This is a genomic window from Micromonospora sp. NPDC049497, assembly GCF_044465805.1.
In the GTDB taxonomy this organism is placed as follows: domain Bacteria; phylum Actinomycetota; class Actinomycetes; order Mycobacteriales; family Micromonosporaceae; genus Micromonospora.
In genome coordinates this window covers 15,151-32,205 of the sequence record NZ_JBITMC010000007.1, presented here as the reverse complement: position 1 = coordinate 32,205, position 17,055 = coordinate 15,151, and the positions used below count along the sequence as shown (strand labels likewise).

The 17,055-nt window shown below is 69.5% G+C and carries 17 protein-coding genes and 1 pseudogene; 9 read left to right on the top strand and 9 right to left on the bottom strand.

Annotated elements, in window-relative coordinates:
- Positions 1 to 87: 87 nt before the first annotated feature.
- Positions 88 to 1,734, top strand: coding sequence for an FAD-dependent monooxygenase (locus tag ACIBR0_RS12590; protein ID WP_396714978.1), 1,647 nt, complete (start codon positions 88 to 90; stop codon positions 1,732 to 1,734).
- A gap of 517 nt (positions 1,735 to 2,251) precedes the next feature.
- Here ACIBR0_RS12590 and ACIBR0_RS12585 read toward each other — a convergent pair.
- The gene (locus ACIBR0_RS12585) at positions 2,252 to 2,857 is read right to left on the bottom strand and encodes a TetR/AcrR family transcriptional regulator (RefSeq protein ID WP_396714976.1); all 606 of its coding nucleotides are present in this window, start codon (positions 2,855 to 2,857) and stop codon (positions 2,252 to 2,254) included.
- A 266-nt stretch (positions 2,858 to 3,123) separates the two neighbouring features.
- Between ACIBR0_RS12585 and ACIBR0_RS12580 the strand changes: the two genes are divergently transcribed.
- A complete protein-coding gene (locus ACIBR0_RS12580) occupies positions 3,124 to 5,286 on the top strand; it encodes an MMPL family transporter (RefSeq protein ID WP_396714974.1) in 2,163 nt (720 codons plus the stop codon).
- Positions 5,287 to 5,362: 76 nt separating this feature from the next.
- Here ACIBR0_RS12580 and ACIBR0_RS12575 read toward each other — a convergent pair whose 3' ends face one another.
- The gene (locus ACIBR0_RS12575) at positions 5,363 to 5,740 is read right to left on the bottom strand and encodes a hypothetical protein (RefSeq protein ID WP_396714972.1); all 378 of its coding nucleotides are present in this window, start codon (positions 5,738 to 5,740) and stop codon (positions 5,363 to 5,365) included.
- Between the two features lie 73 nt (positions 5,741 to 5,813).
- Positions 5,814 to 6,428, bottom strand: a complete 615-nt coding sequence (locus tag ACIBR0_RS12570) for a TetR family transcriptional regulator (protein ID WP_396714970.1) — start codon at positions 6,426 to 6,428, stop codon at positions 5,814 to 5,816.
- Between the two features lie 258 nt (positions 6,429 to 6,686).
- On the opposite strand from ACIBR0_RS12570, the gene ACIBR0_RS12565 reads away from it, so the two are divergent.
- Positions 6,687 to 7,226 (top strand): DUF2231 domain-containing protein, encoded by a 540-nt coding sequence (locus ACIBR0_RS12565; RefSeq protein WP_396714968.1) that lies wholly within the window; start codon positions 6,687 to 6,689, stop codon positions 7,224 to 7,226.
- Between the two features lie 39 nt (positions 7,227 to 7,265).
- Positions 7,266 to 7,718: a hypothetical protein gene (locus ACIBR0_RS12560; protein WP_396714967.1), complete on the top strand. Its 453-nt coding sequence runs from the start codon at positions 7,266 to 7,268 to the stop codon at positions 7,716 to 7,718.
- A 4-nt stretch (positions 7,719 to 7,722) separates the two neighbouring features.
- On the opposite strand, the gene ACIBR0_RS12555 is transcribed toward ACIBR0_RS12560, so the two are convergent.
- Both ACIBR0_RS12555 and ACIBR0_RS12550 read right to left on the bottom strand, forming a co-directional pair.
- Positions 7,723 to 7,992 carry a metal-sensitive transcriptional regulator gene (locus ACIBR0_RS12555; RefSeq protein ID WP_396715333.1) on the bottom strand — a complete coding sequence of 90 codons (270 nt, stop codon included), beginning with the start codon at positions 7,990 to 7,992 and terminating at the stop codon, positions 7,723 to 7,725.
- Between the two features lie 21 nt (positions 7,993 to 8,013).
- Positions 8,014 to 8,265: pseudogene (locus tag ACIBR0_RS12550) on the bottom strand (thioredoxin family protein); the annotation flags it as partial.
- A 118-nt stretch (positions 8,266 to 8,383) separates the two neighbouring features.
- Here ACIBR0_RS12550 and ACIBR0_RS12545 point away from each other — a divergent pair.
- The 5 genes from ACIBR0_RS12545 to ACIBR0_RS12525 all read left to right on the top strand — a co-directional run bounded on the left by ACIBR0_RS12545 (position 8,384) and on the right by ACIBR0_RS12525 (position 12,489).
- Positions 8,384 to 8,683 carry a rhodanese-like domain-containing protein gene (locus ACIBR0_RS12545; protein ID WP_396714965.1) on the top strand — a complete coding sequence of 100 codons (300 nt, stop codon included), beginning with the start codon at positions 8,384 to 8,386 and terminating at the stop codon, positions 8,681 to 8,683.
- Positions 8,684 to 8,833: 150 nt separating this feature from the next.
- The gene (locus ACIBR0_RS12540) at positions 8,834 to 8,977 is read left to right on the top strand and encodes a hypothetical protein (RefSeq protein WP_396714963.1); all 144 of its coding nucleotides are present in this window, start codon (positions 8,834 to 8,836) and stop codon (positions 8,975 to 8,977) included.
- A 249-nt stretch (positions 8,978 to 9,226) separates the two neighbouring features.
- The gene (locus ACIBR0_RS12535; protein ID WP_396714961.1) at positions 9,227 to 9,640 is read left to right on the top strand and encodes a VOC family protein; all 414 of its coding nucleotides are present in this window, start codon (positions 9,227 to 9,229) and stop codon (positions 9,638 to 9,640) included.
- A gap of 874 nt (positions 9,641 to 10,514) precedes the next feature.
- A complete protein-coding gene (locus tag ACIBR0_RS12530; protein WP_280175161.1) occupies positions 10,515 to 10,649 on the top strand; it encodes a hypothetical protein in 135 nt (44 codons plus the stop codon).
- Between the two features lie 439 nt (positions 10,650 to 11,088).
- On the top strand, positions 11,089 to 12,489 hold the full coding sequence (locus ACIBR0_RS12525; RefSeq protein WP_396714959.1) for an IS30 family transposase: 1,401 nt from the start codon (positions 11,089 to 11,091) through the stop codon (positions 12,487 to 12,489).
- A 47-nt stretch (positions 12,490 to 12,536) separates the two neighbouring features.
- On the opposite strand, the gene ACIBR0_RS12520 is transcribed toward ACIBR0_RS12525, so the two are convergent.
- From ACIBR0_RS12520 to ACIBR0_RS12505, 4 genes are all read right to left on the bottom strand, one after another.
- The gene (locus tag ACIBR0_RS12520; RefSeq protein ID WP_396714957.1) at positions 12,537 to 13,025 is read right to left on the bottom strand and encodes a hypothetical protein; all 489 of its coding nucleotides are present in this window, start codon (positions 13,023 to 13,025) and stop codon (positions 12,537 to 12,539) included.
- A gap of 43 nt (positions 13,026 to 13,068) precedes the next feature.
- Positions 13,069 to 13,404, bottom strand: coding sequence for a transposase (locus tag ACIBR0_RS12515; RefSeq protein ID WP_396715331.1), 336 nt, complete (start codon positions 13,402 to 13,404; stop codon positions 13,069 to 13,071).
- Between the two features lie 121 nt (positions 13,405 to 13,525).
- Complete coding sequence (locus tag ACIBR0_RS12510; RefSeq protein WP_396714955.1) at positions 13,526 to 15,310, bottom strand: ABC transporter ATP-binding protein; 1,785 nt, start codon at positions 15,308 to 15,310, stop codon at positions 13,526 to 13,528.
- Positions 15,307 to 17,022, bottom strand: coding sequence for an ABC transporter ATP-binding protein (locus ACIBR0_RS12505; RefSeq protein WP_396714953.1), 1,716 nt, complete (start codon positions 17,020 to 17,022; stop codon positions 15,307 to 15,309). The genes ACIBR0_RS12510 and ACIBR0_RS12505 overlap by 4 nt, the downstream gene beginning before the upstream one ends.
- Between the last annotated feature and the right edge of the window lie 33 nt (positions 17,023 to 17,055).

Sequence of the window (17,055 nt, the reverse complement as noted above, 5' to 3'; positions counted from 1 at the left end):
CCAGAAAGCTAGACTCCTGTGTCTCACTTGGGCTACGGTTGCCGCCGGCAGTCACCTCGACGACCACTGCCTGAAGGAAGGAAGAACGTGACTTTCGAGAGCCGTATCCCAAACGTCCCGCAGGCCCGTACCCGAAACGTTCCGCAGCATCAGCCGCTGCCGGCGCAGGACGTGGAACCACAGGTTGACGTCCTGGTCATCGGCGCCGGTCCGACCGGTCTGACCGCGGCGTCCGAAGCGATCCGACACGGCCTGACTGTCCGGATCGTCGAGAGCAAGTCCTACCGCTCCACCTTCTCGAAGGCTCTAGTGGCCCATGCCCGGACGCTCGAGGTGTTCGAGACGATGGGGATCGCCGACGAGGTCCTCGCCGAAGGCACTAGGTTCGCGGCCCTGAACACCCACGCCGGGCGCCGGCGCCGCGCCGTCCGCGTCAGCTTGCTCGATCAGCCCTGGGGCGACACCGCCTATCCGTTCTGGCTGTCCATCCCCCAGTACGCGACGGAACGCATCCTTGAGGACCACCTCAACGCGCTCGGGGGCGAAGTCGAGTGGCAGACCACCCTCGATCGCCTCCACGACCGTGGCGACCGCGTCGAAGCGACGCTGACCCGCGCGGACGGCGAAGACGAGGTGGTACGCGCTCGCTGGGTGGTCGGTGCCGATGGCGGACGCAGCCGGGTACGCGAGCAGGTCGGCCTGCGGCTGGACCGCTCGGACGCGGGCGCCACCTTCGTTCTCGCGGACGTCAAGACCAGCGCGAACCTGACCGAGGACGAGGGACACGTCTTTCTCCACCCGGCGGGGCTGCTGCTGATCGTGCCGATGCCGGAGCCCCGGCGCTGGCGGATCATCGCCCACGTACCGACTCCCCCGGCGGACGCGCCGCTCACCATCGACGCCGCCTTTCTGAATGAGCTGATCCGGGAACGCTCGGGGATCGATTTCGGCAGCCACGACGTCGTGTGGGAGTCGCAGTTCAACCTGAGCCACGGCGTGGCCGATCACTACCGCCGTGGGCGGGTGTTCCTCGCCGGTGACGCGGCGCACGTCCACAGCCCCGTCGGCGGGCAGGGCCTCAACACCGGGGTGCAGGACGCGCACAACCTGCTCTGGAAGCTAGGCCTCGCCCGGCGGATGGACGCCGAGGCCGCTGAGCGGCTGCTCGACAGCTACGAGGCGGAGCGCCGTCCGATCGGCCACGCGATGGTCCGGGGCACCGCCCAGGTCACCCGAATCCTGACGACCCGGGGGAGTCTGATCCGAACGGTGGTGGGTGCGATGGCGCCAGCGGTCATCCGACGCTCCGCCGTCCAAGCCCGACTCGGCCGCAACGTCGGCATGCTGGAGATCGCATACCCGGACAGCCCGATCGTGCCCGCAGCGGCGGCCCCAGCCGGCGCCGGCCGCCGGATGCCAAACCCGGAACTGCGGTGCGGCGGCCGGCTCTACGAGCGACTGGACCGCACCGGCCACACCTGGGTGGTACGAGGAGCCGCCGGCGAAACGACCCCGGACCCGAACCATCCCCGATGGAACGGCCTGCCGCTGGTTCACGTCACGAATGACGCACTGCTCCATCACGTGGACGGCGTGGCGCAAGTAGCGCTCGTCCGCCCCGACCGCTACATCGCCGCAGCCGGGGACACCCCGGAGGCCATCTGGTCCCAGGTGGACGGCCCGCTGATCCCCGCTGCGGACGTCGCGGCCGGTACGCCAGCCACGAGCGACTGACCGGCACCATTCTCGTCGACACCCATCCACAGCACGGGCTGGTTCCGCACGCCGGATCCGCCCGCCTGCCTGCCCGGAGGAGGTTCCACCTTTGCTTGCTGCACTTTGTCCCTTCTCGGCTGCGCCACCGCTGGTTCGCGCGGTCACCCGGGTGATCTTGTTGTTTAGGGCATTCGGGGCTGGCCGCAAGTTCGGAGGGTCCTTTCCCCAACGACTGGACGCTCGCCGACACGGACACCAGGCCGCCTACGACCAGCCGTCACGGTAATAACGGGGATCCTCAACGCTTCTCAATCCTGATCTCGCCTGTCAGCGGCACCTGCTTCGGGCCGCTGGCCTCAAGTGACCCTGGCAGACGGCGCATCGGCAGCCACCACCGGCACCGCTGTCGGCGCCTATGTGGGTCAGCTCGGGGCGCCTCCGGCGGGAGGCTCCGGTTCCCGCATTCCGCGCACTCCCCCACGATCACTGGCTTGGCCCTGGCAGAACTCTGCAAGCGGCGTGCCCCGCGCGTTTGCTACGGCGCCGCCTCGACGCCCTCGAACGCTAGATCGAGCAGGAGTGTCACGTGCGGCGCGGCGTCCGCCGCTCGACCCTCGGCCCAGTCGCGCATGGCGGCCTCGAAGGTCCGCGCGATGTGCGCGGTGATCAGCGCCGCAGGGATGTCGGCGCGAAGGACTCCGGCTGCCGCGCCCTCCTCGATCATTCGTTCCACCACCTCGAGGACGGGCGGGCGGGCTCCCTGGCCCAGCAGAGCCGCATGCCGGATGGGAAGGGTGTAGACGAATCTGGCGAGCTGTTCGTTGGTCACCATGCGGGCCGCGGCGCCGATCAGGAGCTCCCGGATACGAGGCAGCGCTTCGGAGGCTGGTCCCGGCGGCGCGGCCACGGGCTCCCGGCCGAGCAGCCGGGCGAACAGTTCGGCGAGGATCTCCTCGCGCTCAGAGAAGTGCTTGTAGAAGGTGGCGCGGGAGATGCCGGCCGCCTTGGCGATGTCCTCCACCCGTACGCCGACGTAGCCGCGTTCGACGAACAGCCGCAGCGCGGTGTCCAGCAGTTGGTCGCGGGCCCGTTCGCGCAGGTCGGCACCGACAGGGCCGAAGCCGGGTGGGCGTACGGCCATCTGAGTCTCCTCCAAGCCAGTCGCGCGGTCCGGAGCACGCCTTGACGGTCGCCTGACCACAAATCTACGCCAGCCAAGTCCCTGTTCCGCCATCGCCCCGTGGCGGGACTACTCCTCGAACACGCGTGTATCGTCTGGCTAGACACATGTCTTGTTTCGGACATCGCTTCTCCTCGGGTGCGGCGTCTGCCGCACCCCTGTCCCGTTCAGGAGGTTCAGCCTTGCTTGCTGCTCTCGGTAGGTTTTCGGTACGACACCGCTGGCTGGTGGTGATCACCTGGGCTGTGCTGCTGGTCGGCGCGCTGGCAGGCGGCCACCAGTACGGCGGATCGTTCACGAACGACCTGACGCTCTCGAACACCGACTCGCAGGCGGCGTACGACACGCTGCGGGAGCGGTTCCCCGACATGTCGGGCGACGGCATGCAGGTGGTCATCCACAGCGACGGCGGGGTGACCTCGCCCGAGGTCCAGCGCGCGGTCGACGGCGCGCTGGCGGACGTCCGCGCCCACTCCGACGTCGCCGCCGCGCAGTCCCCGTACGGGCCCGGCCAGCGCCTGGTCTCCGACGACGGCCGGACCGCGATCGCCACGGTGCAGTTCACGCAACGCGCCAAGGACATCCCGGAGGGTGCGGTCGAGCGGGCGCAGGCGTCCTTCGACCCGCTTCGCGACCAGGGCCTGGAGGTCGAGTACGGCGGCCCGGCCGTGCAGACGGAGTCCGGCCCCTCGGGTAGCGAGGTCTACGGGCTCATCGCCGCGGTCGTCGTCCTGCTGGTCGCATTCGGGTCGCTGTTCGCCATGGTGGTGCCGATCGTCACCGCATTGATGGCGCTGGGCCTCGGCCTGGCGGTGATCGAACTGCTCACCAACTGGGTGACGATCGGCACCTCCGGCCCGGTGGTCGCCGCCATGATCGGACTCGGTGTCGGCATCGACTACGCGCTGCTCGTGGTCACCCGGCACCGGGAAGGGCTAGCGCAGGGCCAGGTCCCGGCCCAGTCGATCGAGCTGGCGATGAAGACGGCGGGGCGTGCCGTCCTCGTCGCCGGAGCTACGGTCATCGTCGCGATCCTCAGCCTCTACCTGATCGGCATTCCCTTCGTCTCCGCTCTCGCGCTGGCCAGCGCCGTCACGGTCGCGGCCACGCTGCTCGCCGCCGTGACCCTGCTGCCCGCCCTGCTCGGGATCTTCGGCAGCCGGCTGGACCGGCTGCGGGTCCGGCGGATCCGCTTCGACCACGGCCAGGGCCGAGAGGGCGGCTGGCACCGCTGGGCGCGCGGTGTGCAGCGTTGGCGGTGGCTCGCCGTGCCGCTGGCCGCGGCACTCCTCGTCGTCCTCGCCCTTCCGCTGGCCTCGCTGCGGCTCGGCACCGGCGACGGCGGCTCCCAGCCGGCGGAGTCGACCCAGCGGAAGGCGTACGACCTGGTGGCCGAGGACTTCGGTCCCGGTATGACGGGCCCGCTCCTGGTGACCGTCGACTACCCCTCCGGCACCTCCCCGCAGCAGGTCCAGCAGGCCAGCGGCGACCTGCGCGCCGACCTGGTGAGGACCGAGGGCGTGGCGCAGGTGTCCTCGCCGCGCATCGATCCTGAAGGGCGGACGGCAGTGCTGACCGTGGTGCCGACCGGCTCGCCGGACGACGAGTCCACCGAGCACCTGGTGCACCACCTGCGCGACGACGTGCTGCCGTCGGCCGCCGACGGCGCGGAGACCCACGTGGGCGGCGCCACTGCCACCAGCATCGACCTGGCCGACAAGCTCGACGAGCGGATGCTCTGGTTCATGCTGCTCGTGGTCGGCCTGGCCTTCCTGGTCCTGCTGGTCGAGTTCCGCTCGCTGCTGGTCCCGCTCGTCGCGGTCGTGATGAACCTGCTCGCCGTCGGTGCCGCGTACGGCCCGGTGGTGGCGGTCTTCCAGTGGGGCTGGTGGCCGGCCGGGCTCATCGGTTCCCAGCCCGGCCCGGTCGAATCGTTCGCCCCGGTGATGCTCTTCGCCGTCCTGTTCGGACTCTCCACCGACTACGCGGTGTTCCTGCTCAGCCGAGTGCACGAGGAGTACAAGCGGACCGGCGACGCACGGCGTTCCATCGTCACCGGCGTGGGCGCCACCTCCCGCGTGGTCATGGCGGCGGCGTCGGTGATGGTCGTCGTCTTCGCCAGCTTCGTCCTCAACGACCAGCGCACAGTCAACCTGTTCGGATTCGGACTGGCGACCGCGATCGCGATGTACGCACTCGTCGCCATGCTCGTACTGACCCCGGCCCTGCTCGCCATCCTCGGCCGGGCCGCCTGGTGGATGCCGGGCCAGAAGCGTCGGCGGGCCGCCGGCCCGCATGCGGAGTCGCCGGCGGAGGTGGCAGAAACGGAAGGGGAAGCCGATCCTCCGGCACTGCGGGGGGCCGCCAACGAGTCGGGTTCCGCTGCCTGATCCTTCCCCCAACCCCTGTTGGGGCCCGGCCGCGTCGCGGCCGGGCCCCAACAAGTCATCTGGGCACGGGCACCCCTTACGGGTGGACGGCGAGTTGCGACCAGACCGACTCGACTGAGCCCCCGGCCCCGGCGACGTACCGGTCGGGCCGGACCAGGACCACCGGCGGCAGCGGCCCCGAGCCGTCGACGAGCGACGCGTGGCCAAGAAACACCACCGGGAGACCGCCCCACTTCGGGGCGGAAGGATGGGGACATGCCTCGCCGTGCCGCTGCCGCACGACCCACGTGTAGTGGCCGGGGTCCAGCTTTTGATACAGCCGTCCGCCGGTGCGCAGTTCAGGGTTGGGCATGCGACGACCGGCGCGCGCCGAGGCGATGGCCGGATTAGCCAGCGGACTCACCGGATAGGCGATTTCGAGCATTCCGACCGCCCGTCCGAGCCGCGCCAGCACGGCGGGACGGGAGAGGATCCGGTAATGGGCAGGTCCTGCTCCCGGCAGGGACACGCCCGGCCGCCGATGCCGCTCATCCCTGCGGCTGTCGGTTCGGGGACGGCAGCTCACCGGTCAGGTACCGCTGCAGGGTCGCGCCGACGGTGCGGATCACGATGTCGGCCGGTGCCGCAGCCAGCGGCTCCAACTCGACCAGGTAGCGAGTGAACGCGAGGCCGGCCAGCTGCGAGGCGACGAACGCCGCCCGTAGGGGCGCCTCGCCCGGATCGAGCCCGTATCTGCTCATCACCGCGTCGACCACGTCGGGAAAGATGACCTCCCGGATCAGCCGTGCGATCTGGTCGGCCGTCGCCGCCGTACGCAACAACGCGCTGGCGTTGGCGCCCGTGCCGCCCTCCCACAGTCGGAGGAATTCGGCAACGATCCGCTCCCCCAGCGTGTCGACACCAACAGCAAGCAATTGTGCGAGGATCCGGTCCGGATCGACCGCGCTGCGCAGGACGGTGAGGAAAAGCTGCTCCTTGGTGCCGAAGTAGTGGTGCACCAGCGCAGGATCCACGGCGGCGGTCGAAGCAATCTGCCGGATCGTGACCCCACCGAAGCCGCGCGCGGCGAAGGCATCCCGCGCGGCGGCGAGAATGGTCTCGCGCGTGCCCGAGCCAGCCGGGCGCCTGCCGGTTCGTGCCATCGGTCCTCCCACCGTTCACCGGCCTCGCGTGCCCGCAGGCCGGTCTCGTGCTGTCAGAACTGCCTCCGGGCCCGGGTGTTTGCACTGCAGCGCGCGTGACGCATGCCCTTGACCACTCCAGAAGCTAGACGCTCATGTCGCAGTTCGTCTAGAGTCGGGCCGGCGGCCCACCTGTCCGCCACTCGCGCCGCATCCACTGCTGGGATCACGCCGCGGCCAGGTGGCTGCTCGCTTGCTGGCCAGAAGGGTTGGAGCCTCATGTTCGACACCATTGCCGACCTGCCGATACACCCGTTGGTCGTGCACGCCACGGTGATCGTCGTGCCGGCCGCCGCGCTGGTCGTCGGACTTGCTGGGGTGTGGCCCACGTTCCGCGCCCGAACCGCTCCGCTCGCGCTCGCGTTGAGCGCGCTGGCGTTGGTCCTGGTACCGGTGACCGTACAGTCGGGCGACGCCCTGCGCGGGCGTGTCCCCGCGAGCGAACTGATCGACCGCCACCGCGATCTCGGCACCGGCCTGCTGCCCTGGGTGATTGCGCTCGTGTTCACAGCCGGGGCGACCGGCTGGCTGCACCGCTGGGAGACGGCTCGGACCGGCCCGGCCGGGCCCGACGGTGGGTCGGACAGTTCGGGCGGCCCCGCACGCGCACCGCGGCTGGCAGCCGTCGTGGTGGCCATTTTGGCCGTGATCACCGCCGCAGGCGTTGTCGTATCGGTTGTCCGCATCGGCCACAGTGGCGCGGAGGCTGCATGGTCTGACGTGGCGACGACGACCGTGGGAAGCACCACCCCGAGCTGAGGAGGCAGAGATGATTCTGGGTGCTAAGGAGCAGCGACGGTGACCGCCGCAGACGAGACAACCACCAGAGCGAGCACTCCAGGTATCCCATGGCGTCGGCTGTCCTGGCACTTCCTGGAAATGGTGGTGGCGATGTTCATCGGGATGGCGGTGCTCGGCATGGCCGCACGACTCGCCCTCGCCCTGCTCGGCCACGCTGACCTGTCGGATCGGCTTGAGGGGCGCGTCGTTGTCATGACGCTCAGCATGGGTACGGGCATGACGCTCTGGATGTACTACCGCCGCCACCCGTGGGCCGGCATCGTGGAGATGAACGCCGCGATGCTCCTATCGTTCGCGGTACTGCTCGTGCCGTTCTGGCTCGGCGCGCTCCCTGAATCGGCGGCGATGACCGCGGGTCACATCCTGATGCTGCCCGCCATGGCCCTGGTGCTGCTGCACCGCCGGGCCGAGTACGCGAACAGCCACCGGAGTCACTTGAGGCGACGCTAGCGGGTCACGACAGGGCCAGGAACAGTTTCTCCAGTTCCTCTTCGGTCATCTCCGGCTGCTCGACACGGTCACGCGCGGCCGGGCGGTGCCGCATCCCCGACGCGATGATCTTGTAGCCGGCCCGGTGGATCGCCTTGGACACAGCGTTGAGCTGGGTCAGCGCGCCCCGACAGTCCTCACCGCTCTCAATCATCTCGATAGCGGCGTTTAGCTGCCCACGCGCTCGCTTGAGCCGAGTAAGCGCGTCGCTCGTCATTTCGCGTCGCAGCTTCATCTCGCCACCCCCAATCGAATCCCTGGCCCGCACCTCATCCATGTCGAGGTCACGCACCGCCTGGATCACCTGCTCCAGCGCCGCTGGAGGAAGGGCACCAGGCTGCGAGAAGACCAGCACACCATCCCGGAACGCCATCAGCGTTGGGATCGACGTGATCTGCGCGGCGGCTGCGAGGCCGGGCTCCGCCTCGGTGTCGATCTTGCCAAACACGATGTCGGCGTGCTTCTCGCTGGCCCGCTCGAAGACGGGAGCGAAGCTACGGCACGGGCCCCCCTTCAGGCGCCGCCCGCCGCACGCCTGGCGGCGGGCAGATCGGCGCGCTATGGTCGGACACGCCATACCCCCGGGGGTATTTAGTCAAAGGAGTAGAGCTGTGCGAGAGGTCGACATGGCAACCTTTTCCGCCGTCCACGCGGACGGGGCGACGGTGATCGACGTGCGGGAACCCGTCGAGTACGTCGGCGGCCACGTCCCCGGCGCCCAGTGCATCCCCCTGGGCCACCTGCCCACCAGCATCCGGGACCTGCCCCGCGGCGGCACGGTGTATGTCATCTGCGCTAGCGGCAACCGCAGCCAGGTGGGCGCCGAGTTGCTCGAACGGGCCGGGATCGACGCCCGGTCGGTCGCCGGGGGCACGGCGGCGTGGGCCCGCGCGGGTCGCCCCCTGACTCAGGGCAGCCGGGCCTGAACCACTAGGCCAAGACAGCAATAAGGTGGGCGGGAGGGACTCGGGCCCACGACCGAGGGTAAAGATCAAGATGGGCAGCCCTGCGAGCTGTACGGACGGGCTTCCAGCAGCGGAAACACCTCTCGACATCTCACCACTCCCCTGCCGTCCGTGGACCTCTTGCGGACCAGATGCGGACTGCTCGGCCTACTTGTTGACCTACGGCAGCTCGGCCTCAACGGCGCGCACGATCTCGTCGGCGGCGGTGTGCCGCTGCTGTTCGCGCTGCTGCCCGGTGGCTCCGTGCGTGGGTGACGGTCCCGTTTCTCCGTCAGTTTCGGTCCCACGGTGCGTCAGCCGGTTCCTGTGTGCGTGTGTCTGGGACCACCCGGAGGTTAGGCCGGTAGGGGATCGTCCAGCAGATCCTGCGGGGGCTGACCCCCTCACCCCGGCCGGCTCGCGGCAGTTCAGCACCGGGCTCGGGCGGCCGGTGCACGTGGTACTCGCTGTCTACCAGGGTCTGTCGCGAACTTCGGCTATTTCATCCTGTGGCAGGATCGCAGGGTGCTGCGACTCACCGATTTCATCATCGATTGCCCGGACACGCTGAAGCTAGCAGCCTTCTACTCTGAGGTGACGGGTCGCCCGGTCAAGGGGGGCAGCCACGAGGATTGGGCCGGTATCCAGTTCGGCGAGGTTGAGCTGGCCTTCAACCGGGTGGAGGACTACCGAGCCCCCCAGTGGCCCGACAGCGAGCACCCCAAACAGTTCCACCTCGACTTCGAAGTCGACGATATCGAGGCGGAACAGAGCCGCGTTTTGGCCCTCGGTGCGACCCTGAAGCGGGACTCCATCGGCCCCAACGGCTACGGCTTTCGCGTCTACACCGACCTCGTCGGGCATCCCTTCTGTCTCTGCCACAACAAGGGTGTCATCTGGACCGACCAGGGCCTCATCTGGCCCAAGCGCGCCCAGTGAGCCGTTAGGCCCCTGGCCATTTCGAGGTCGTCGCCAGACGCAACCACCCCTTGCGACCTTTCGCCATCCCGCCACCCACGAACCGGAACCGTTCGGCAACTCATCCCCGAGTCGTCTGGCCCCCGCCGGAGGAATGCCCCTCATCGGCCGGCGCGGCGGCCGATGCCGGCGCTTGCGCCGCCAGTAGGCCGAGCGCGACCCCTTTGCGGGCCGCCTTGATCTGAAAAGCGAAATTCGGCAGGTATACCGGCTGGGCGCCTGAGACTTGACCAGCGGTCAAGGAGCGCCAGCCACCGCCAGCTTGACCGATCTTGGTCCCCAGAACGCCGAAGAGGGCCGATCCAAGTTCCGGATCAGCCCTCTGAACTCTGTCGGGACGGCCGGATTCGAACCGACGACCCCTTGTTACCGACCGTAGCCACCCCAACCTTGTCATTGGCGGTCAGAAATAGGCGCTGAGCTGCACCGACGCGATCCGGCGATGACCGTCTTTTGTCACTGATTGTCAACCGCAGGCGGGGGTTTTCGGGGGGTAAACGGGGGGCCGGACCACGGACGTCGTCAGGGTCCCACCGCGTCCCACCGCGTTCCACTACCCCACCATCGAAACCTTCGGTCACCAGGAGAACGGGGTGTTCCCACCCGTCGCGATCCCGCCTTCCGCAGGCATGGGGGTTCATGTCGGTGGGGCGACACGATCTATTGCCTCACCACCGGCGATGCACTTCCGAACGTCGGCAAGAGCTGGAACAGCGTAGGGTCGGCGTGCAGTGAAGGACCTCGCGCCCGCCGCGCGGGTCTTCCGTCACCTGCACGCCGTGATCAGGCGAGTAACACGCTGCACGTTCACCGACCTGCTCCAGGAGGTTCGATCATGTCCAAGGACTCGACGACCAAGGCGAACGTCAAGAAGAAGGGTAAGACGATCAAGGAGAAGCAGACTGCGAAGCGCCTGAAGCGCGACGAGCAGAACGGGCGTTCCTCAAACATCGTGTCCACCGGGCGCTGACGCCTGCAGCATCGCTCAATTGTCCGATTGCGGCGATGAAGGTGGGGGCTGACGACCGTCGGCTCCCCACCTGCCGCTGCGGCCGTAGAGCTGCGGCAGGGCCGCTCGGGTGGTGCACAGGGTGACGACCGCGAAGTTTCGCCGGGTTCGGATCCATCGGCTGCCTCACGGGTCGGATCGCCCGCCGGGCGGCCAGCGGCCCGCGGGTGATGGTCACGATCGCGATCCGTAGTTGCTCGCGGGTGGCCCATGATCGTCGGTTCAGGACGTTGTCCGCAGGGGTCCGAAGAGGGATTCCATGGCGGCGTTGTCTCGGGCGGCGCGGACGCGCCCATCGATCCGCCCATGTGGTGACGGCTGAGGACGCGGACGAACTTCCTGGACCGGAATTGGGTGGATTCAACCGGTCGTCGCAACACCTTGTCGGAGAGGTGGAGCGATGGGTATTGGGCCGAGGCAGAAGCAGGTTCGGAAGTATCGGGGGCAGCTTCCTTCGCCGGGGCGGCCGACGGTGGCGTGGCGTGAGGACAGGGTCAAGTTCTGGGTTGCGATCCGATCGGGTGTGATGACTGAGGACGCGGCCACGGCGGCTGGCGTGTCCTCGCCGGTCGGGTTCCGGTGGTTCCGGCACGCTGGCGGCGTGAATCCTGGGTTGCCGCCGAAGGTGTCGGGCCGCTATCTGTCGTTCAGCGAACGCGAGGACATCGCTCTGTCGCGGGCGCAGGGCCTGGGCGTTCGGGAGATCGCACGCCGGCTCGGCCGGGACCCGTCGACGATCTCGCGGGAGTTACGGCGTAACGCCTCGACCAGGACGTACCGGTTGGACTACAAGGCCTCGACCGCGCAGTGGCATGCGGAACGTCGGGCCCGTCGGCCGAAGACCGCGAAGCTGCTGGCCAGTGAGCGGCTCCGAGAGTATGTCCAGCAACGGCTTGCCGGTGTGATCCGGACAGCGGACGGCCGGCCGGTCATCGGCCCGCAGGGCCCGCAGTGGAAGGGCCGCAACAAGCCTCACCGGGCCGATCGGGCATGGACGACCGGGTGGAGCCCGGAGCAGATCTCCCGCAGGCTCAGGGCCGAGTTCCCGGAGGATGAGTCCATGCGCATCAGCCACGAGGCGATCTACCAGGCGCTCTATGTCCAGAGCCGTGGTGCCCTCAAGCGCGAACTCGTCACCTGCTTGCGGACCGGTCGGGCGCTTCGCGTTCCCCGAGCCCGCGCGAAGCAACGCGCGTGGGCGCACGTCACCAGCGACACCCTGATCAGTGAACGGCCCGCTGAAGTCGCCGACCGTGCCGTCCCCGGGCACTGGGAAGGGGATCTGATCATCGGGTTGCAGCGCTCCGCGATCGGGACATTGGTCGAGCGGACGACGAGGTTCACGATGCTGGTCCACCTGCCTCGTGAGGCCGGCTGGGGTGTGATCCCGCGGACGAAGAACGGCCCCGCTCTCGCCGGCTATGGAGCTATCACGATGAGCAAAGCCCTCGCCGAGACGATCACCCAACTGCCCGAGCAACTGCGCCGGTCACTGACGTGGGACCGCGGCAAAGAGCTGTCCGCGCACGCATGCTTCACGGTCGAAACCGGCGTCCCGGTGTTCTTCGCCGACCCCCACAGCCCCTGGCAACGCGGCACCAACGAAAACACCAACGGCCTGCTGCGGCAGTACTTCCCGAAAGGCACCGACCTGTCCCGATGGAGCGCCGACGAGATCAACGCCGTCGCCCACGCCCTCAACAGCCGACCCCGGAAAACCCTCGAATGGAAGACACCAGCCGAAGTCCTCGACGAACACCTACGATCGCTCCAGCAACCCGGTGTTGCGACGACCGGTTGAATCCGCCTTGGGATCCGCGGTCGGTGTGCAGGATGCAACCTTCCAGGTCACCGCGTCTGGCGGCGGCGTTGTCCAGCGCGGCGACACCCCAGGCGGGACTTCATCCGCGAGTCGATGGAGTAGCCGACGATGCGGTGGGACCAGACGTCCTTGATCGCGCAGAGGTAGAGCTTGCCCTCGGCGGTGTGGTGCTCGGTGATGTCGGCTAGCCACAGCCGGTTCGGGCCGTCGGCGGTGAAGTCCCGCTGGACCAAGTCGTCGTGCACGGGTGGGCCTACCTTGCCGCCCTTGCCGCGACGCTTTTTCTTGCCGAACGCACTCCACCAGCCGTTACCCGAGCAGATCCGCCACGCGGTGCGATCGGCCATCGGCTGCCCCGCATCGCGAGCCTCGTCGACCAGGAACCGGTAGCCGAACTCCGGATCATCACGGTGAGCGTCGAACAACGCGTTGGCCCGATACGCCGCCACCTGCTCAGCGCTGGTGACTGGCCGGGCCAGCCTCCGGTAGTAAGGCTGACGAGCGATCTTCAACACCCGGCACGTCACCGCCCCGGGATCCCGTCGGCGGCCAGCTCGCTCACGAGCGGGTAGAGCTCTTTCCCGGCAGATGCGCCTGCGACAAGTAGGCAGCGGCCCGGCGCAGAACCTCGTTCTCCTGCTCCAACAAGCTGGTCCGCTTGCGCGCCTCCCGCAGCTCGACCGACTCGCCGCCGGCCGTCCCAGGCGTGACGCCGGCGTCGACGTCGGCCCGACGCAACCACTTGAACAACGTCATCGGGTGCACCCCGAAGTCCTTTGCGATCTGCTCGACAATTACTCCCACCTCGCGGTCACGAGCCACACGCACCACGTCATCACGGAACTCTCGGGGGTAAGGCTTGGGCCCAGCGACATCCTTCCAGCCCGCCCACAGGGCAAGCCATCTCAGATGCCACCTGCCGGTGCAGCAGGCCCCAGCCGTGGTGTCGTCCCTGGCGTGCGGAGACGCTCGTGGGATGGGATAAGGAACTGGTCTGCCACCACTTAATGCTTGTTCATCCGTGCCAGGAGTGCCAGAGGGCGGCGTAGGCGCCGTCGGCGTTAACGAGGTCGTCGTGGCTGCCGAGTTCGGTGAGCCGGCCGTCTTCGAGTACTGCCACCCGATCGGCGTCGTGCGCGGTGTTGAGACGGTGGGCGATGGCGATGACGGTACGCCCGGTGACTACGGCGGCGAGCGCCCGCTCGGTGCGCCGGGCTGTTGTCGGGTCGAGCGCGGCGGTCGCCTCGTCGAGGATCAGCGTGTGCGGGTCGGCGAGCACGAGCCTTGCCAGCGCGAGCTGTTGGGCGTCGGCGGCACTGAGCTCGCGGGCGCCGTCGCCGAGTTGCGTGTCGAGGCCGTCGGGCAGGTCGGTATACCAGTCGGCGCCCACGGCTACCAGTGCGGAGCGCATCTGTTCGTCGGACGCGCCAGACGCGGCGAAGGCGAGGTTGTCGCGCAGCGAGCCGATGAAGACGTGGTGCTCCTGGGTGACGAGGGCGATCCGGCGGCGCCGCTCGGTCGGGTCCAGGTCGGTGATCGGGCGGCCACCGAGGCTCACCACACCCTCGCGTGGCGCGTCGATTCCGGCGAGCAGCCGGGCGAGGGTGGATTTCCCGGCGCCCGAAGGGCCGACGATGGCGAGACGTTCGCCAGGGTGCACCTCGAGGTCGATCCCGTGCAGCACATCGGGGCCGTCGGCGTAGGAGAATCGCGCGCCGCGTACCACGAGCCGCTCCCCCGACGGCGTGGACGCCGTGCCGCGCGGTTCCGGTATCCCGATTGCGGCCGGGGCGACCGTGACGGGGCCGGAGCGGTTCTCCGGTTCAGTCTTCTGGCCGACACCGAGCACGCGGGCGAATGAGGCGAGGCCGCGTTGGGCCTGCTCCATCCACTGCAGTAGCCGGTCCAGGGGATCGATTGCCTGCTGGAGATAGAGCGCGGCGGCGACAACCTCACCGAGCGTCACCATGCCTTTGGGTAGGACGAACCCGCCGATGAGCAGCACCGCGGCGATCGGCAACGCGTAGCTCGCCTCCACCACGGGGAAGAAGACGGAGCGCAGGGCCAGGGTCGCCCGGCGGGTGGCCCACACCTGGCCGATGCGCTGCGTGCCGTAGGCGATGCGATCGGCGCCGAGGCGGAGCGCCTCGACGGTGCGGGCACCCTCCGCGGTCGTGGTCAGCGCCTCGGTCAGCTCGGCGGTCGCGGCCCCCTCGGCAAGGTACGCCGGCCTGGCGCGACGCAGGTACCAGCGGGTGACCGCGAAGATCGACGGTAGCCCGGTCAAGGCGACCAGGCCGAGCAGCGGGTGCAGCAGGAAAATCGCGCCGAAGAGAAGCGACAGTTGTGTCGAGGCGATGACGATGACCGGCACCACGTCGCGGACGGTCGTCCCGACGGTCGTCACATCAACCGAGCTGCGGGTGGCAAGTTCGCCGGTGCCGGCGCGCTCGACGAGCGAGACGGGCAGGTCGAGCGTCCGCGAGACGAACTCCTCGCGCAGTCGGGCGACGGCACGCTCGCCGAATCGGTGGCCGGCGTACTGGGCGTACCGAGCGAGCAGCCCTTGGGCCAGCACGCAGACGCCGATCGCGAGCGCCAGGCGGTCCACTGCGGCCGCGCCCGCACCAGCGGCGACCTCGTCCACGATCCTGCCCAGCAACCATGGTGCGGCGAGCCCGGCGACCGCGGCGGCGCCGTGCAGCACCAGCACGATGGCGACCGCGCGACGGTCCCGGGCGATCAGGTCCCGCGCGGCCCGGCGGACGACGGCCCGGTCCGCGACGGGGAGCCCGGTCACCGCAGCGCCCCGTCGACGCCGACGGATTCCTGGGTATCGCCGGAGTCACTGCGCCGGGACACCAGCGCCCGGTAGCTCCGGTCCTGTTCGAGCAGCTCGAGGTGGGTGCCGGTCCCGACGATCCGGCCTTCGCGCAGGTGCGCGACCGTGTCGGCGCACCCGAGCAGCAGTGGCGACGTGGTCAGCACGATCGTGGTTCGCCCGGCCCGCGCCGCCTGGAGTCGCTGCGCGATGCGCGCCTCGGTGTGCGCGTCCACCGCCGACGTCGGGTCGATGAGGATCAGTACGTTCGGTTCGGCGAGCAGGGCCCGGGCGAGCCGGATGCGTTGGCGCTGGCCGCCGGAGAGGGTACGGGCCCGGGTGCCGATCGGCGTGGCGAGCCCGTGTGACAGGGCGTCGACGACATCGTCGGCCGACGCCGTGCCCAGCGCCGCTCTGATGTCGGCGTCGCCTACACCCGGCCGGGTACGCAGAATCTCCCGCAGCGTCCCGGCGAAAAGGTACGAGTCGTGGTCGGCGACGAGGATCCGAGCCCGTACCTCGTCGAGCGCAACCCCGGACAGCGGCACGTCACCCCAGGTCACGTCGCTGGCGACGAACCGCCCGAGGCGGTCGGCCAGCGCGATGGCCTCGGCCGGGTCATCGGCGGCGACGGCGAGCAGCCGCCCGGCAGGTACCGTCAGCCCGGTGGCGGGGTCGTGCAGTCCGGTGGGCCGGTCCGGAGCGGGCTGGACTGCCGCCCCGCCAACTCCGGAAGGCGGTGCGGCGTCGTCCGGAGTCAGGTTGAGCAGGGCGACGATCCGGCGGGCGGCGACTCGGCCGCGGATCACTTGGTAGCCGCCCTCGAGCAGGAACCAGACCGGCACGATGAGGACCGCCACGTACCCGTAGACGGCGACCATCTGCCCGACCGTGATGTCGCCAGCCGCGGCCATCCGCGCCGCCAGCCACACCACGGCGGCCAGGAAGACGCCCGGGATGACGACCGTCAAGGCCTCGATCCAGCTGTTCACGGCGCCGACCCGGTATCCCTCGGTCAGCAGGCTCTGGGAGCGGGCCGTGTACCGGCGGGCGAACAGGCCGCGCCCACCGACCCCGGCGAGCACGCGCAGCCCGGCCACGATGTCTCCGGCGCGGGTGGTGAGGATGCCCTGCTGCTGCCGGTAGACCGACTCGACCCGTTCGAGGCGGCGCAGCAGGGGTCCCACGACCACCACCGTCGCGGGCACGCCGAGCAGCACGAACAGCGCCAGGAGCGGGGAGACCGACCACAGCACGACGGCGACGAACGCGTACGCGAGGACCGCGCCCACACCCGGCCCGGTCATCGTCAGCACCGCCGAGGTGTGCGTGACATCGGCGCCGCCGACGGTGGCGACCTCCCCGGCGGCGAGCTTGCGCGGCAGCACGGCACCGATCCGGGACAGGTGACGCAGCAGGACCGCCGCGGAGCGGGCCGACGCATCCTCCCGGACGAACGTCATCGTGCGGTGCCGCATGATGCCCAGGTACGCCAAGCCCACCCCCGCGACGAGGATCGCGGCCACCCACCACACCAGCGCCCGGTAGTCGGATGCGCGCAGCCCATCGTCGATGGCGCGGGCGACGAGGTACGGCCGGGCAGACAACCCGAGCATCCAGGCCGTACCGATCAGGCTGCCGCGCAGCACCCGCCACGGCTGGCAGCGGATCAGCCACCAGATGTACCACATCGGACCCCTCGTATCTGGCACGCCAGGCTCGGG

Bases quoted from the DNA above. Each gene is read 5' to 3' on its own strand.
- ACIBR0_RS12525 (WP_396714959.1), top strand. From the start codon at position 11,089: ATGGGTATTGGGCCGAGGCAGAAGCAGGTTCGGAAGTATCGGGGGCAG.
- ACIBR0_RS12570 (WP_396714970.1), bottom strand. From the start codon at position 6,428: ATGGCACGAACCGGCAGGCGCCCGGCTGGCTCGGGCACGCGCGAGACC.
- ACIBR0_RS12585 (WP_396714976.1), bottom strand. From the start codon at position 2,857: ATGGCCGTACGCCCACCCGGCTTCGGCCCTGTCGGTGCCGACCTGCGC.
- ACIBR0_RS12505 (WP_396714953.1), bottom strand. From the start codon at position 17,022: ATGTGGTACATCTGGTGGCTGATCCGCTGCCAGCCGTGGCGGGTGCTG.
- ACIBR0_RS12555 (WP_396715333.1), bottom strand. From the start codon at position 7,992: ATGAAGCTGCGACGCGAAATGACGAGCGACGCGCTTACTCGGCTCAAG.
- ACIBR0_RS12530 (WP_280175161.1), top strand. From the start codon at position 10,515: ATGTCCAAGGACTCGACGACCAAGGCGAACGTCAAGAAGAAGGGTAAG.
- ACIBR0_RS12565 (WP_396714968.1), top strand. From the start codon at position 6,687: ATGTTCGACACCATTGCCGACCTGCCGATACACCCGTTGGTCGTGCAC.
- ACIBR0_RS12545 (WP_396714965.1), top strand. From the start codon at position 8,384: ATGGCAACCTTTTCCGCCGTCCACGCGGACGGGGCGACGGTGATCGAC.